Source organism: Fructobacillus sp. ChS1-6f1-1-27 (genome assembly GCF_059579415.1).
In genome coordinates this window covers 1-13,812 of sequence record NZ_JCAOER010000002.1, presented here as the reverse complement: position 1 = coordinate 13,812, position 13,812 = coordinate 1, and the positions used below count along the sequence as shown (strand labels likewise).

The 13,812-nt window shown below is 43.9% G+C and carries 16 protein-coding genes; 5 read left to right on the top strand and 11 right to left on the bottom strand.

Going from position 1 to position 13,812, the window contains the following annotated elements:
• Positions 1-88: 88 nt before the first annotated feature.
• The 4 genes from AC5162_RS01065 to trhA all read right to left on the bottom strand — a co-directional run bounded on the left by AC5162_RS01065 (position 89) and on the right by trhA (position 4,882).
• Positions 89-1,978, bottom strand: a complete 1,890-nt coding sequence (locus AC5162_RS01065; protein ID WP_496533418.1) for a M13-type metalloendopeptidase — start codon at positions 1,976-1,978, stop codon at positions 89-91.
• A gap of 106 nt (positions 1,979-2,084) precedes the next feature.
• A complete protein-coding gene (locus tag AC5162_RS01060) occupies positions 2,085-3,470 on the bottom strand; it encodes an MFS transporter (protein ID WP_496533417.1) in 1,386 nt (461 codons plus the stop codon).
• A 119-nt stretch (positions 3,471-3,589) separates the two neighbouring features.
• Positions 3,590-4,219: a carbonic anhydrase family protein gene (locus tag AC5162_RS01055; RefSeq protein WP_496533416.1), complete on the bottom strand. Its 630-nt coding sequence runs from the start codon at positions 4,217-4,219 to the stop codon at positions 3,590-3,592.
• A gap of 21 nt (positions 4,220-4,240) precedes the next feature.
• Positions 4,241-4,882, bottom strand: a complete 642-nt coding sequence (gene trhA / locus AC5162_RS01050; protein ID WP_496533415.1) for a PAQR family membrane homeostasis protein TrhA — start codon at positions 4,880-4,882, stop codon at positions 4,241-4,243.
• 159 nt (positions 4,883-5,041) lie between these two features.
• Here trhA and AC5162_RS01045 point away from each other — a divergent pair, with 159 nt between their 5' ends.
• Positions 5,042-5,389, top strand: coding sequence for an iron-sulfur cluster biosynthesis family protein (locus tag AC5162_RS01045; protein ID WP_496533414.1), 348 nt, complete (start codon positions 5,042-5,044; stop codon positions 5,387-5,389).
• Between the two features lie 41 nt (positions 5,390-5,430).
• On the opposite strand, the gene AC5162_RS01040 is transcribed toward AC5162_RS01045, so the two are convergent.
• The 4 genes from AC5162_RS01040 to AC5162_RS01025 are packed head-to-tail and all read right to left on the bottom strand — an operon-like array spanning position 5,431 to position 7,564.
• Complete coding sequence (locus AC5162_RS01040; RefSeq protein WP_496533413.1) at positions 5,431-6,327, bottom strand: DegV family protein; 897 nt, start codon at positions 6,325-6,327, stop codon at positions 5,431-5,433.
• Positions 6,328-6,347: 20 nt separating this feature from the next.
• Positions 6,348-6,695 (bottom strand): fluoride efflux transporter FluC, encoded by a 348-nt coding sequence (locus AC5162_RS01035; RefSeq protein WP_496533412.1) that lies wholly within the window; start codon positions 6,693-6,695, stop codon positions 6,348-6,350.
• Positions 6,688-7,107: a fluoride efflux transporter FluC gene (locus AC5162_RS01030; RefSeq protein ID WP_496533411.1), complete on the bottom strand. Its 420-nt coding sequence runs from the start codon at positions 7,105-7,107 to the stop codon at positions 6,688-6,690. The genes AC5162_RS01035 and AC5162_RS01030 overlap by 8 nt, the downstream gene beginning before the upstream one ends.
• Before the next feature lie 19 nt (positions 7,108-7,126).
• Positions 7,127-7,564, bottom strand: a complete 438-nt coding sequence (locus AC5162_RS01025) for an Rrf2 family transcriptional regulator (RefSeq protein ID WP_496533410.1) — start codon at positions 7,562-7,564, stop codon at positions 7,127-7,129.
• 83 nt (positions 7,565-7,647) lie between these two features.
• On the opposite strand from AC5162_RS01025, the gene AC5162_RS01020 reads away from it, so the two are divergent.
• The 4 genes from AC5162_RS01020 to AC5162_RS01005 all read left to right on the top strand — a co-directional run bounded on the left by AC5162_RS01020 (position 7,648) and on the right by AC5162_RS01005 (position 11,198).
• Entirely contained in the window at positions 7,648-8,253 is a 606-nt protein-coding gene (locus AC5162_RS01020) for a nitroreductase family protein (RefSeq protein WP_496533409.1), read from the top strand.
• A gap of 297 nt (positions 8,254-8,550) precedes the next feature.
• A complete protein-coding gene (gene trpX / locus AC5162_RS01015; protein ID WP_496533408.1) occupies positions 8,551-9,549 on the top strand; it encodes a tryptophan ABC transporter substrate-binding protein in 999 nt (332 codons plus the stop codon).
• Between the two features lies 1 nt (position 9,550).
• A complete protein-coding gene (locus AC5162_RS01010; RefSeq protein ID WP_496533407.1) occupies positions 9,551-10,450 on the top strand; it encodes an ABC transporter permease in 900 nt (299 codons plus the stop codon).
• Entirely contained in the window at positions 10,443-11,198 is a 756-nt protein-coding gene (locus tag AC5162_RS01005) for an ABC transporter ATP-binding protein (protein ID WP_496533406.1), read from the top strand. Before AC5162_RS01010 ends, AC5162_RS01005 begins: the two co-directional genes overlap by 8 nt.
• A gap of 61 nt (positions 11,199-11,259) precedes the next feature.
• On the opposite strand, the gene AC5162_RS01000 is transcribed toward AC5162_RS01005, so the two are convergent.
• The 3 genes from AC5162_RS01000 to AC5162_RS00990 form a co-directional block, all read right to left on the bottom strand.
• Positions 11,260-11,556: a kinase gene (locus tag AC5162_RS01000; RefSeq protein WP_496533405.1), complete on the bottom strand. Its 297-nt coding sequence runs from the start codon at positions 11,554-11,556 to the stop codon at positions 11,260-11,262.
• A gap of 75 nt (positions 11,557-11,631) precedes the next feature.
• Positions 11,632-12,408, bottom strand: coding sequence for a DUF2705 family protein (locus AC5162_RS00995; RefSeq protein WP_496533404.1), 777 nt, complete (start codon positions 12,406-12,408; stop codon positions 11,632-11,634).
• A gap of 27 nt (positions 12,409-12,435) precedes the next feature.
• The gene (locus AC5162_RS00990; RefSeq protein ID WP_496533403.1) at positions 12,436-13,350 is read right to left on the bottom strand and encodes an ABC transporter ATP-binding protein; all 915 of its coding nucleotides are present in this window, start codon (positions 13,348-13,350) and stop codon (positions 12,436-12,438) included.
• Positions 13,351-13,812 lie beyond the last annotated feature (462 nt).

Sequence of the window (13,812 nt, the reverse complement as noted above, 5' to 3'; positions counted from 1 at the left end):
AATACCAACATTTCCCTAGACTGGCAAGGTTTTTCTGAAAAAAATTCCATTAAAAAAGCAGGCTTTTGCCTGCTTTCCAAATTTACTTTTACCAAATCTGAATCCGGTCTGCTTTTTTGGCAAACATTCCATCCCCCTCTTTGACTTCAAAGGTCTGATAGAAGTCCAAAAAGTTCGGCAGAATTAAGTTCGTTCGTAACTTGGCCGGTGCATGAACGTCAATCTTAGCTAGCATCGCCATGTAAGCTGGTGATGCTTTTTGCCGCCAAAGCGTCGCAAAGTTAATAAAGAAGGCTTTTGCATCAAAGTCTGCTTGACCCTTCGCAGCCGCTAGCGCTGCTGATACGCCACCCAAGTCCGCCACGTTTTCCGAAACGGTCAAATGCCCATTGATTTTAGCGCCGGCTGAATCTTGCCCATCAAACAAGGCTACTACTTGGTCGGTTTGCTTTTCAAAGTTGGCAAAGTCTTGCTTGGTCCACCATTCCTTCAAGTTTCCGTTTTCATCGTAGTGCGCCCCATTAGTATCAAAGGCGTGGGTAATTTCGTGGGCAATCACCGTCCCAATTCCACCAAAGTTTTGACTGGCCGATTGACCATAGTCATAAAACGGCGCTTGCAAAATGGCAGCCGGAAAGACGATTTCGTTAAAGTCGGGTGAATAATAAGCGTTAACCGTATCCGCTGACATCCCCCATCGAGTCTTGTCCGGGGCCTGGCCCCATTTAGAAAAGTGGTCTTTAACTGCTGCTTCTGAAAAGACTTGGATGTTTTCCAACAGGGACTTTTGTAAGTCAACCTTCCGGTCCAACAAGTATGCTGGCAACTGGTCAGGGTAGCCAACCTTGACCTGCAAAGCAGCCAACTTTTTCTTGGCCTCAGCCCGAGTATCCTCAGACAACCAGTCATTGGTATCAAAGCGCTGGTCATAAACGGCAATTAAGTCTTGGACCATCTTGGCCACATCCGCCTTGGCCTTTGTACCAAAGTAAGTTTGACCATACCATTGGCCAACCACTTGGGCAAAGAAGGCCCGGGCCTGCCTGAAGGCAGCCTTTTCTGGGCTAACCGCTTCTTTTGCGCCTGACAGGTGCCGGCCATAACGTCCAGCCGTCACCCGGCTCTTGTCACTCAAAAATGGTGCAATTTCCAAAACATTTTGAACAACCATCCAAGCCTTCATCAATTCGAAGTTTTCTTCACGGTAAACTTCATTGGCCTTCTCAAAGAACGGACCATCAAAGACAATTACCTTCGAAACATCCGCACCAACAACTGCCGATAATGTTTTTTGAACCTGGTAATCCGGTACCAGTTTAGCTAATTCAGCCGTCGTCTTGGGGTGGTAGTTCTTCCATGAATCCGACAAAGCTTCTCGTGAACTTTCTCGCTCAGCCAGTAACTGGTCAAAGGCCACCGCCTTTTCAATCATGTCCAAACTTTCTTTTTCACCAAAGCCAAACCGGGCCAAAAGCCGGTTCACCATCTTTTTCCAAACTGCTAGCAGTTCTTCTTTTTGGTCTTCGTCTTGGTAAGAGGTCACATCTGGCAAAATGATGTCTGGGTCAGCCAGCCAAAGTTCATTTCGAGCTGTATTTTTTGAATCCGGGCTAACCGTTAAAGCAAGCGGTACCGTGTAAGACTTTTTAATCAAATCAGCCTCTTGGTCTTGGTAGTCCTGCCAGGAATCCAAGTCAAAAATCGGTTCCAGGTAAGTTTGAACTTGACCAGCCTCGTCGTAACCTCGCTTATCCCAGTCTTTGGTCAATTGGTGGAGGGCTAAAAATTCCTTCAAAACTGGGTCTGGTTCCTTTTTTCCGGCTTCAATTTCTTTTAACACCTGCCGTTCCAAATCTTCGATTTGGTCACGTAAGTCATAAAAACCACCGGTGGCTGGCTTATCAGCTGGAATTTCGGCTTGGTCAATCCAGTCACCGTTCACCGCTTTGTAAAAGTCATCTTGGTACTTTGTCGTCATCTTGCCCTCCTTTAAAATCATTACTTGTTGTTATTATCCCTATTTCTGAGAATAATTGCAAATAAAAAAACCAGTTATAACAATAACTGGTTTTGTTTTATTAAATTTAACTAAGAGTATTCGCCCCGGCATCTTTTGGTAAAGCTAAGACCTCTAACAATGGGTAAATTGAAAAGAGACCAACAATGGCCAAGGTTAATTGGTAAGCCAGCGTAACCGAGACCACTTGGGCCAGAAGTGATTCGATTGTCGCCACAATTCCAACCCCAAGGGCTTGCGATAGCATTTGCACAACCGAGGTCAGCGTATTAGCCGAATTTTTTTCTTCCTTGGATAAATCGGAATATGACAAAGTATTGTATGAAGTTAAAGCCAATGACCGACCGACCCCTGACAAAAAGGCCACAACGGCAATCCAGGCTTTAGCTGTATTGATCTGGAACAGGGCCATCAAGAAGCTAGCTGTTGTCGCCATCAAAAGGGCCAGCGTTAATGAATACTTATAGCCCATTTTTCGAATAATTGGCGTGGTAAACGGTTTAATAGCAATGTTCCCAACGAAAATAAAGATCACAAAGGCCCCCGCAGATACCGGGCTCCAGTGGAAGGCCACCTGCAAAACCAACGTTAGGAGGTATGGCAATGCTCCGATTGTCATCCAGAAGATGGCTCCACCAGTTTGGTAAATCCGGAAAGTTTTAACCTTCAGCGAATCCAGCGAGAACAATGGTTGCTCGACCTGTTGTAAGTGTCGCCAAGCAAAGTAAAAGAAGACCAGTGCCAAAACTAAGATCGAAAGACCGATGGCAAAAAGGTTCAAGCCGCGGGACAAAACTTCAGCAGCAACCAATAGACCGCCACCCGCTAAAGCGACTAAGAAAAAGCCGGAAAAATCAAAAGGCTGGTCCACCCGTTCATTATCATCAACAATCAAGAAAGCCCCAAACAGGATAATCAAGATTCCGATTGGCAAGTTTAAAAAGAAAATCCAGTGCCAAGATAAGGCATCAATAATGTAGCCACCTAGTAGTGGTGCGATTGCTGGTGCCAACAAGGCCGGCCAAACCAAGTAAGACAAGACCTGGAGCATCTTCTTCGGTTCGGTGTTTTCTAGAATAATCAACCGGCCAACCGGGACCATTAAGGCCCCTGCCGTTCCCTGAATTGCCCGCATCACTAGTAGGTAAGTTAGATTATTAAACAAGCCGGCCATCACCGATGAAAGGGTAAAGAGTGCAACCGCAATTAAAAAGAGGGTCTTGCGACGCACTTTCTTTGCCAGCCAGCCGGACAAAGGAATAAAAATCGCCGCAAAAAGCATGTAAATTGACACCAGCAAAGATGCTGTACTTTGCTGGACCTTTAGGTCTTTTGCCACCTGGGGCAAGGCCGTCGTCACAATGGTGGAATCGAGCATTTGCATAAACAAGGCCGCCGCAATCACCAGGGCAGCCTTTTTGACCTGAGAAAAGGTCATCTGACTTTCTGCCATTTTTGCCTCACTTCTAAATAAAATTACATAAAAAAAGACCGCCTAAACGGTCTTTTAGTTTACGCTTGACCTAAGGCATCGTCAAGAATACCTTCTGATCAAGCCATCTCTTTCAGTACTTAGAGGACTGCATGACTGGTCACCTGTCGGCCGGCTAAAGCTTGATCTTCTCGGTGGTTTTCTGGGTATTCCTTTTTAAAGGCGACTAAGTCCTTGCTGTTAATGCCAATCGGTTCAGCCAGAATCAACCATTTAATGTCGGCTTGGATCGGTGGCGTAGTCAGTGAGCCCGTGTAAGTATAGGCTGTTTGAATTTTCTCTGGCAAAAAGGCCGCCAAGGAAACTTGGTAATTCCCCTCTTGAATCAACGGTGTGAATAAATCGGCTTGTTGGTCGGCTTTTTCCACATAAATTGCTAAGACCATGACTTGCCCAGCTTGGTTTTGGCAAACAAAGTGTAACTCACCAGCAGCACGGTTCCCGTCAATTAAGTGTTCGGCCCCATCATGGTAGTGAAAGCGGATAACTTGAAAGTCCTCGCGGTTGACTTTAATTTGCCCGTCAACGAAAAATTGGTCCCCGTTAACTGCTTGGTCACGGGTGAATCGGCTATTGGTGAAGTCTGACCAGTCAATTTCTAGTGGTGTTCCCTCAACTAAGTCCTTGGTTCGAATATCAATCGGTGATTCGTATGGTGTCTTGGTCGTGTAGGTCCAGGCACTTTGGTAATCATAATTTAACTTGGTCATAAATAACCTTCCTTTGCCTTATTATAGCGTGATGTAGATTGAAAAGTACATTAATCCCGCGCCAAGCAAGACAAAAACGTGCCAGTAAACGTGCCCCATTGGGATTTTAGGTACTAAATAAAAAATTGTTCCCAAAGAATAAACAATGCCGCCAATTAACAGTAACCAAAAGGCTGAAGGCAGTAAGGCCGACCACAAAATTGGCATGGCAACCAAGATTAGCCAACCCATCACGAGGTAAATCAAAACTGATAACCAAGGGTATTTGCCGACCAAGAACAGGTCATAGGTCAACCCAGCCAAAGTCATTAGCAAAATCGATAGCCAGATTCCCCAACCCCAGCCACCTTGGATAACCAACCAAGTATAAGGCGTATACGACCCTAAAATCACGAGGTAGATACCAGCATGATCCATAAACTGAAAAACCTTAGCAGCCTTCGTGAAGACCAAGGAGTGAAACAAAGTCGAGGCCAATAAGAAAAGTGAAATTGAGGTCACATAGACAATCACGGCCGTCAGTTCAAAACCAGATGCGTGCCCCTTGGCCACTTTCACTAACAAAAAGACGGCTGCGACCACCGCCAAAATAAAACCTAAACCATGAGTCACGGCGTTTAAAACTTCGTAGACAATTTGGTAGGCTTTTCCGCGCTTTTTCATAAGAAAACATCCTTCAACTTAAATTAAACGTAGTGCTACTATTTTACCACGATTTTTTGGTGTTGATTTTTTGAAAAAATAAAACTATACCATTTTTGACACATTCGTAATTTTTCGGTATACTAGTAATTGTAATTAAGATGAATTGGAGGAATTATCATGGAAATCACATTTACACAAGCTGCTATGGACCACTTGCAAAAGTTTTTGGGTGATGACGTTAAGATTGTCTTAGACTTTGACGACGGGGTTGGCCCATTCTCAGATGAAGCGAACTGCACATTGGATTTGTCATTTAACCTCGTATTTGTCAACCAAGACAAGGACTTGTCTGACTTTGGTTCAGTTATCAAGTCCAACCTCGGCGATGTTTACGCCAAGCCATATTCAACAGACCAAATGGATGAAAACATGACCGTTGATGTTGATGCCAAGTACTTGCGTTACTCACTTGCTGGTAAGAACGGCGCCCTTGACCCCGCTTTGACAGTTAAGCAAGTAGCCTAAAGTAGTGAAAGCAAAAAAGACAGCCAATCGGCTGTCTTTTTTTATGCATTAAAATTTTCAACAATAGTTTGCCAGTCTTTTGACCAAATCAAGGCCATTCCTGCATCACCGGTGTGAACTCCGATAACTGGGTCCATGCTAAACCGTTCAAATTCAACAGCTGGATACTTAGCCTGGAAGTCCTTCAACCACTTATCGCCTAATTTAGCATTATTACCATCAATTACATAGGCACGGACAGGAAAAGAAACTTCCTTTAAATAATTTTCGAAGGCTTCTTGGATTTGGTCCTTAGCTCCAGACATTTTTCGGGCCTTACCAACCGCACCAATTTTACCATCGCCTAGGATATCAAAATCCAACAGCGGCTTGATATTTAGTAAACCACCAACCAGAGCCTGGCCCCGTGACAGCCGCCCTGTCCGCTTCAAGTGCGAAATGTCGTTGACCACAAAGCGAACGCCCAATGTCTTTTGGAAGTTTACCAGCTGGTCGTTAATTTCTGCCAATGTCGCACCTTTTTTGGCCAAACCAGCAGCTAATTGCGCCTGGGCTGCTTCGCCAGCGTTGGTTAACTTTGAATCAACGACCAAAATTTCATGCAGACCATCGAAGCCATCTGCCACCAACTTAGCCGTTTGATAGGCCCCAGAAATTCCTGATGATAGGGTAATAATCACCGCCTGGTCATAACCCGCATTCTTGGCTTGGTTCAAGGCCATTTCCCACTCTGCCGGACTAGGTTGTGAGGTGGTTGGCAAAACATCCTTTTCTTTAATCATGGCTATTAAGTCCGCCAGTGTTGAAATATCTTGTCCACCAAGGTAACTTTCTTCTCCAAATAAAATTGGCACGGCGACTTCTTCAATCCCGTGCGTTTGCCGAATAGCCGCTGGCAATGCGGCTGATGAATCGACAATTACTGCTATTTTTGCCATAAATTACTCCAATTTGTTCATTAAATAAAGATAATTAACCACTGACCCAAAAGAAAGGCAGCGATTCCTAAGACTACTTGTAAAAAGAGGTAAAAAAGTTGACCAGAAAAATTATCTTGGTCAGCCGACTGGGTCATCATCGTTGAAAAGGTCGTTAGCCCACCGAGAAAACCGGTTTGCGTTAGTAGGGCAAAATCTGCTCCCTGTTTGGCACTAATGGCAAAGCCTAGGAGGAAGGAACCTAACAGATTGACGGCAAAAACGCCGGTCGTTATCCGAAACTTACTTGGCCAAACCATCAAGACCAAGTACCGAGATAAGGCCCCGAACCCAGCACCTGTCATCACCAATAACATTTTTTCAAGCATGGTGGGCCCCCTTTGCATGGCGTTGGTTGGGAATCATACGGTTGGCCAGTAACTGGCCAAGCAAGACCCAAACAATTGCACCGAAAATACTAGCAAAAAGGTATAGGTCGGCCAACCAGTAGGCAGTTCGACTCAAAATCACAAACTGCCCAATCATTGTCCCAAAGGTCGTAAAGCCACCTAAGACACCCGTTCCTAAAAACGATTGCCAATACTTAGGCCGGGCGAGCACTTCTTTTAAGTACATCGCCAAAAAGGCCAGTAAAAACGCTCCCAACCAATTAATCATCAGTGTTGTTAAGGGCCACTTTCCAAATACTGGTGTCAACGACAGCAAGTAGCGCACTAAACCCCCAAGGGCCCCGCCAACAAAAACAACGATTGCTTCAATTGTCCAGTTAACTTTTACCATTGCTACCCATTATACTCAGTTAAAGTGATAGTTGGGCCAGCTTTTGAACATCGCCAGCCAAATCAGCCAACGTCATGTCAGCCATTGTCGTCGTCACCGTGTGATCAATTCTTTGATAGTAAGCTGTTAAAGCACTTTCCATTGACGACCCAATTGGGCACTCTGGGTTCGTATTATGGTCCAGTGGAAAGACTGTTGCACAGTCTTCAACGGCTTCCAAAACATCCTTAAAGGTAATTTCATCAGCAGAACGGGCCAAAACAGGGCGACCAGGGTAGTCCCCTTCACGCTTGATTAATTCAGCTGATTGTAAGTCCGCTAATAAGGCCCGGACCCGGGATGGATTCGTATTAATTGATCCCGCTAAAGTTGCAGAACTTAGGGAATCTGTTGCTCTGGCCGCTTCAATGTAGACTAAGATATGGAGGGCATTTGTTAAACGAAGTGATGGTTTCATAATTAAGTCCTTGTGTTTTTCTGTTATGTAGTATAACATATGTGTTGTACTTTAAAAAAATACAACTACAAGGAGATTTACTCATGGCAGAATTTTTAGACTTGCAAAAGAAGCGTCGCTCAATTTACGGACTTGGTAAGAACTTGAACCAAAGTTCTGAAGAAGTTTACACTTTGGTAAAGGATGCTATTGAAAACACCCCTTCAGCTTTCAACTCACAATCAACACAAGCTGTTGTTTTGACTGGAGCCGCTCATGACCGCTTGTGGGACATGACTTTGGCTGAATTGAAGAAGGTTGTGCCTGACGAGGAAGCCTTTGCTGGTACTAAGGCAAAGGTTGACGGTGCTTTCAAGGCTGGTTTTGGAACTGTTTTGTACTTCACTGACAAGAACATTGTTCAAGGCTTGAAGGATGGCTTCCCACTTTACGCTGAAAACTTTGATGACTGGGCAGAAGAAGCTGTTGGTATCTCTGTTTATGCTGTTTGGATGTCTCTTGCAGAAGCAGGAATCGGTGCGTCATTGCAACACTACAACCCATTGATCAACAAGGCTGTTCAAGAAGCCTTTGACTTGCCTGAAAACTGGGTATTGCGTGGCCAAATGCCATTTGGTTCAATCGAAGCGCCAGCTCAAGACAAAGATTACTTGGCTGAGGACGTTCGTTTCCGCCACTTTAACGACTAATTCTGAGAATTTTATCATTTGTTCTTGACAGTTTTCGACCTGTCTTGTATGCTTAGTTCAACTTTAAATGTTTTAAGGAGAGCATCATGCTTCAATTTGCTACACAATCGAACCGTCAATGGTGGCGCCGGTAGGAAAGCAGTTTGGCCGAATAGGACAAGCTGTGACAACAGTTTTGTCCCAACCGGCTCCTTTGCAATGCATTTTAAAGTCTGTTTGGGTTTAATACTTCGCCCAGACAGGCTTTTCTTTTTGCACTAAAAGCCAAATGGGCGCTAATCGATCAGGAGAGAATAAATGAACAAACGCTTACTGTCCGTCACCTCTTTGATTTTCTTATTCTTAGTGGTGGCATTCTTTACGACTGGTAATGCCTCAAATAAGCACCATAAAGGCACTTTAACGGTCGGGATTTTGCAACTAGTTACCCACCCGGCTTTGGACCAAATCCATGAAGGGGTTGTGGCTGGTTTAAAGGCTGGCGGTTATTCTGAAGGCAAAAATGTCAAAATTGACTATCAAAATGCCCAAGCCGACCAGGCTAACCTAAAAACAATGGCGCAGAACTTCGCTAATAAAAACGAGGATTTGATGGTTGGAATTGCAACCCCCGCCGCGCTGTCATTAGCTAAGGCCGCCAACGGTCAAACTCCTGTCATCTTGGCCGGAATCACTAACCCTTCTGGGTCAAAGTTAGTTAAGTCTGATGCTCATACCGGTAATAACGTTACTGGTATTTCGGGTGACTCGCCCTTCCAAAAACAATTAGAGGTCTTAAAGCAGGTTTTGCCAAAGGCCAAGACAATTGGTGTCATCTCAACAACTTCTGATGCTGGTGGTACTTATTCTGCTAAAAAAATGACTAAGCTTTTAGAAAAAAATGGCTACAAGGTCAAAAATTACACAATTTCTTCTACTAATGATATGCAACAAGTTGCCACTACGATGGCGGGCGAAGTAGATGCTATCTATGCTCCTCAAGATAACGGGGTTGCCACTGCCATGAAGACGCTGGTTTCAGTTGCTAACCAAGCACACGTTGCTGTTATTCCAGCTGCTGACACCATGGTTAAAGATGGTGGCTTAATCACCTACTCAACTTCTCAATATCAAGTTGGTTACCAAGCTGGCCTGGTTGCTGCTAAGGTTTTGAAGGGCGAAAAGCCAGAAAACATTTCAGTTAAGTCTGTTACCAAGGGAAACTACGCAGTTAACCTACAAGAGGCTAAGGAACTTGGCATCAAGCTGCCAGAAAGTCTGGTTTCACAGGCTAAGCAAAACGGGGAGGTCTACTAATATGTCAATTATCGTTTCGAGTATCTCACAAGGTATCCTCTGGGCCGTCTTGGGCTTAGCCCTTTTCTTGACTTTTCGAATTTTAAACTTCGCCGATATGACGGTTGAAGGATCTTTCCCACTTGGTGCCGCTACAGCGGTTTCCTTAATTGCTCACGGGACCAACCCATACTTAGCAACCTTGGCTGCGATTGTCGTCGGCGCCATTGCTGGTTTAGCTACGGGACTGCTTTACACCAAAGGAAAGATTCCAATCCTGCTAGCGGGTATCTTAGTGATGACTGCCTGCTTATCGATTAACTTACGAATTATGGGCTCTGCCAATATTTCTTTATTAAACCAAAAGACAATCTTTTCTGCTCAATTCCTAAAGGACTTGCCAAAGTACTTTGACGGTGTCGTGGTTGGTTTGATTATTATCACAGTCATCACCTTAGCCTTGATCTGGTTTTTACAGACCGAACTTGGTCAAGCCTTTATCGCAACTGGTGATAACGCCAAGATGGCTTCCGCCTTCGGAATCAAGACAGACCAAATGACAATCATGGGTCTGATGGTTTCTAACGGCTTGATTGCCTTTGGTGGTGCTGTCATTGCACAAAACAACGGCTTTGCCGACATAAACATGGGAATCGGCATTATTGTAATCGCCTTAGCATCAATTATCATTGGTGAAGTTGCCTTTGGAGACCTTTCGCTCAATCAACGGTTACTTTCCGTTATTATCGGTTCGATTATTTATCGCCTGGTCTTGTTGGCCGTCTTGCAACTTGGTTTCTCAACCAACGATTTAAACTTAATTTCATCAATTATTTTGGCTTGCGCGATGGTCTTACCACAAGCTCGCAAGGCTTTGAAACTTGATAAAGTTTTCCAGTTAGGAGGTAAGAACCATGACTAACCCTGTTATCTCATTAAAAGATGCCACAATTACTGTCAATGGTGAAACGGATATTTTAAAGGCGTTAAACCTTGATATTTTCCCAGGTGACTTTATCACCGTACTAGGAACTAACGGTGCTGGAAAGTCGACCCTCTTCAATGCCATTTCAGGCGACCTAGAGTTAAGTTCTGGCGCAGTTTTTCATGATGGTGCTGATATCACGACCGTTCCTGCTGTTAAACGGACCTCATTTATCGCACGGGTTTTCCAAGACCCAAAAATGGGGACTGCCCCTCGGATGACGGTTGCCGAAAACTTACTCCTAGCTGAAAAGCGGGGCTCTAAGCGGACCTTGAAAAACCGCCGGTTAAATAATGCTAAACTTGACCACTACCGTGAAATCACGGCTAAGATGGGCAATAACTTAGAAGACCGGATACAAACAGCTGCCGGTTCACTCTCGGGTGGCCAACGCCAAGCCCTTTCGTTTCTGATGGCTACCCAGGTAAAGCCCGGCCTTTTGCTTTTAGATGAGCACACCGCAGCCTTAGATCCAAAGACTTCTGCTCAATTGATGGATGCTACCAACCATCAAGTCGTTGATAATGATTTAACGGCCTTGATGATTACTCATAACCTGGCAGATGCCCTGAAGTATGGTAACCGGTTAATCGTCTTAAACTCCGGTCAAGTTGTCGTAGATGTTAAAAACGAAGACAAGGATAAGCTTTCAGAAGAAGACTTACTAACCTACTTTGTCCACTAAAATAATTAATCAAAAAGACCAGACAGGTTTAACCTGTCTGGTCTTTTCATTTGCGGTAAATTTAAATTCCAGTCCCACGAGAATTAATTCGGTCAAAGACTTCAAAAAGGTGTTCTCGTTCCGTTAACCGGTACTTTTTGGTCTTACGGTCGAAAACCACCTCTGACTTTATTTCATCCTCTTGTTGTAAGTCCGCTAGGAATTCACGAATCTCTGCAATATCGCGCTGGACCGTCTTATGACCAACAAAGAACAAGTCTTCAATCTCAGCAACCTCTAGGGCCTGTTTTGAAATTAAAACGGAGTACAAACGCAAAATCCGTTGTTTATCGTTATAGATTGCTTTTACCCGTGACATTCAAACCCCCTTGTTATTTTTATTTGCCGGTAAAATTTGAATAAAAAAGACTGCTTTAAGCAGTCTTTTGTTAATTTATACTGAACGACGGTTGAAAATCCAGAATGATGAACCGTAAATGATAGCCAAATAGATACCATAAACTAAGAACATAATCCAAACGTGAGTACCGAAGTATGAGTGCAATGAAGCCTTCACTGATGAAGATCCGTCAAAGGCTTGAACCCCTTCCAAAACAGTGAATGGGTTCCACTTCAATGGGTTCCAGAATTGAACTAAGTAAGTAGTCAAAGTTGACAAGATTCCAGTGGCAACGTTCAACACAATTCCAAGTGAGATTGCTGCAGCAGTTGACTTAGCAGCAGTTGAAATCAACAAAATCAAACCAATTACGAAGAGTGAAGAAACGATGTTGATGAACAATGCCATCCAGAACTGTGACCAAGTAATGGCCGTGTAGTACGTCGTCAAGATTCCGCTATGAGTAGCCTTGAAAATCAAACGACCAAGCAAAGTTCCCAAAACAGCAGAAGCCAACAACAAGACAAATTCAATCATGATGATGATGAACTTTGAGATGAAGACCGTCAAACGTGAGTATTGACGTGACAACAACTGACGGACCGTTCCAAAGTTAAATTCTTGGGTAAATGACAAGGCTGTCAAAACTGCTGTTCCAATTGAAACAATAATCGTTGACCCACCCAATGCGCCATAACCAGTTGTTTGGTAAGCTTCAGGGATAAAGAGTGACAAAGTAATTAGTGGCAATACGAAGGCGATAATCAACCAGACATAAACGCGGTTTTGCTTAATAGCCTTCATTGTTTCTTGTTTTAATAAGGTAAACATAGTTTCTCCTTTAATCTTAAACTAGGCTTAGGCCCGAGTTGAATCCGTTGACAAGACTTCCAACAAGTGGTCTTCCAAGTTCGCTTGACCAGTGTGGATATCTTCAACTTCAAGTCCGGCTTCAGAGGCCTTGGTCAAGACAGCTTGAGCATTTACCCCTTCTTCAATGGCAATCAAGACAACATCGTCGCCCATCTTAGCATCCCAGCCAGCGTCTTTGGCAACTTGAACCATCTTTTCGTCATTGTTGGTCTTAACTTGGACCTTTGAAGATCCTTCAGCTAAGAAGTCCTTCATTGTTCCACGACGCAAGATCTTACCACGGTTGATGATGACAACATCATCAGCAACACGTTGCAATTCATCGAGCAAGTGAGATGAAATCAAGAAGGCAACACCCTGATCAGAAAGCTTACGGATCAAGTCACGGATTTCGCGAACTGATTGTGGGTCCAAACCGTTCATTGGTTCATCCAAAACAACCAACTTAGGGTTACGGATCAAAGCGATGGCAATTCCAAGACGTTGCTTCATTCCAAGTGAGAACTTCTTAGCCTTGCGCTTACCGAACTTTGAGCCATCGATACCGGTTAATGCCATCAATTCATCGATGTCAGCGTGGTCATTCTTGGCATCCATTGCATAGTAAACCATGTGGTCACGAGCAGTGAAGTTTGGGTAGATAGATGGGTATTCAATCAAGTTTCCCATCTTTGCCAAGGAAGCGGTCTTTGAAAAACGAACTGGTTCGTCGTCAAAGATTACTTCCCCTTCGGCATAAGACATAAGACCAGTGATGGCCCGCATGGTAGTTGACTTACCAGCTCCGTTAGGACCAATCAAGGCAACGATTCGTCCAGGTTCAACTGAAAACGAAACGTCATCCATTGCCTTATAAGAACCGAAGTTCTTTGACACGTTGCGTAATTCTAATAATGACATTAACGATGTCTCCTTTAGTTTTGTTAGCTGCCTAGCCAAGCTGACCAGTCCGTCGGGCCTGACTATAGTGCCACTGATACTTTCATTGTAACAAAATTAACCAAACGATTAAAGACCGTTTTTGTCTTTGTTACCTTAAGTTCTAGAAAAAAGGCCCCCTGAAGTTGAGGGGGTCGTTCATCTGCTGAACCTCCATCTCGGCACGGGAGAGAAGGTATAAATTAGGTTTAGAGAGAAGTATTTATAGATGTGCCGAGATGAAGTTTTTTGATGTCCGATATATCGCTATATCGATACACATAGTGTAAAAGTTTGAGATTAAACTAATGTTAAACTAGAAAATTAATTTTAAAAACTTTGACAAATCCAAGCAAAAAGCCCATTTTGATATGAACCCCGAAATTTGGACAACCAAATTTCGAGGTTTTTATTATGTCCAAATTATCAAAAGAAGACAAAGTT

Excerpts from the sequence above, each read along its gene's own strand:
- AC5162_RS01065 (WP_496533418.1), bottom strand. The coding sequence starts at position 1,978 with ATGACGACAAAGTACCAAGATGACTTTTACAAAGCGGTGAACGGTGAC.
- AC5162_RS01060 (WP_496533417.1), bottom strand. The coding sequence starts at position 3,470 with ATGGCAGAAAGTCAGATGACCTTTTCTCAGGTCAAAAAGGCTGCCCTG.
- AC5162_RS01055 (WP_496533416.1), bottom strand. The coding sequence starts at position 4,219 with ATGACCAAGTTAAATTATGATTACCAAAGTGCCTGGACCTACACGACC.
- trhA (WP_496533415.1), bottom strand. The coding sequence starts at position 4,882 with ATGAAAAAGCGCGGAAAAGCCTACCAAATTGTCTACGAAGTTTTAAAC.
- AC5162_RS01045 (WP_496533414.1), top strand. The coding sequence starts at position 5,042 with ATGGAAATCACATTTACACAAGCTGCTATGGACCACTTGCAAAAGTTT.
- AC5162_RS01040 (WP_496533413.1), bottom strand. The coding sequence starts at position 6,327 with ATGGCAAAAATAGCAGTAATTGTCGATTCATCAGCCGCATTGCCAGCG.
- AC5162_RS01035 (WP_496533412.1), bottom strand. The coding sequence starts at position 6,695 with ATGCTTGAAAAAATGTTATTGGTGATGACAGGTGCTGGGTTCGGGGCC.
- AC5162_RS01030 (WP_496533411.1), bottom strand. The coding sequence starts at position 7,107 with ATGGTAAAAGTTAACTGGACAATTGAAGCAATCGTTGTTTTTGTTGGC.
- AC5162_RS01025 (WP_496533410.1), bottom strand. The coding sequence starts at position 7,564 with ATGAAACCATCACTTCGTTTAACAAATGCCCTCCATATCTTAGTCTAC.
- AC5162_RS01020 (WP_496533409.1), top strand. The coding sequence starts at position 7,648 with ATGGCAGAATTTTTAGACTTGCAAAAGAAGCGTCGCTCAATTTACGGA.
- trpX (WP_496533408.1), top strand. The coding sequence starts at position 8,551 with ATGAACAAACGCTTACTGTCCGTCACCTCTTTGATTTTCTTATTCTTA.
- AC5162_RS01010 (WP_496533407.1), top strand. The coding sequence starts at position 9,551 with ATGTCAATTATCGTTTCGAGTATCTCACAAGGTATCCTCTGGGCCGTC.
- AC5162_RS01005 (WP_496533406.1), top strand. The coding sequence starts at position 10,443 with ATGACTAACCCTGTTATCTCATTAAAAGATGCCACAATTACTGTCAAT.
- AC5162_RS01000 (WP_496533405.1), bottom strand. The coding sequence starts at position 11,556 with ATGTCACGGGTAAAAGCAATCTATAACGATAAACAACGGATTTTGCGT.
- AC5162_RS00995 (WP_496533404.1), bottom strand. The coding sequence starts at position 12,408 with ATGTTTACCTTATTAAAACAAGAAACAATGAAGGCTATTAAGCAAAAC.
- AC5162_RS00990 (WP_496533403.1), bottom strand. The coding sequence starts at position 13,350 with ATGTCATTATTAGAATTACGCAACGTGTCAAAGAACTTCGGTTCTTAT.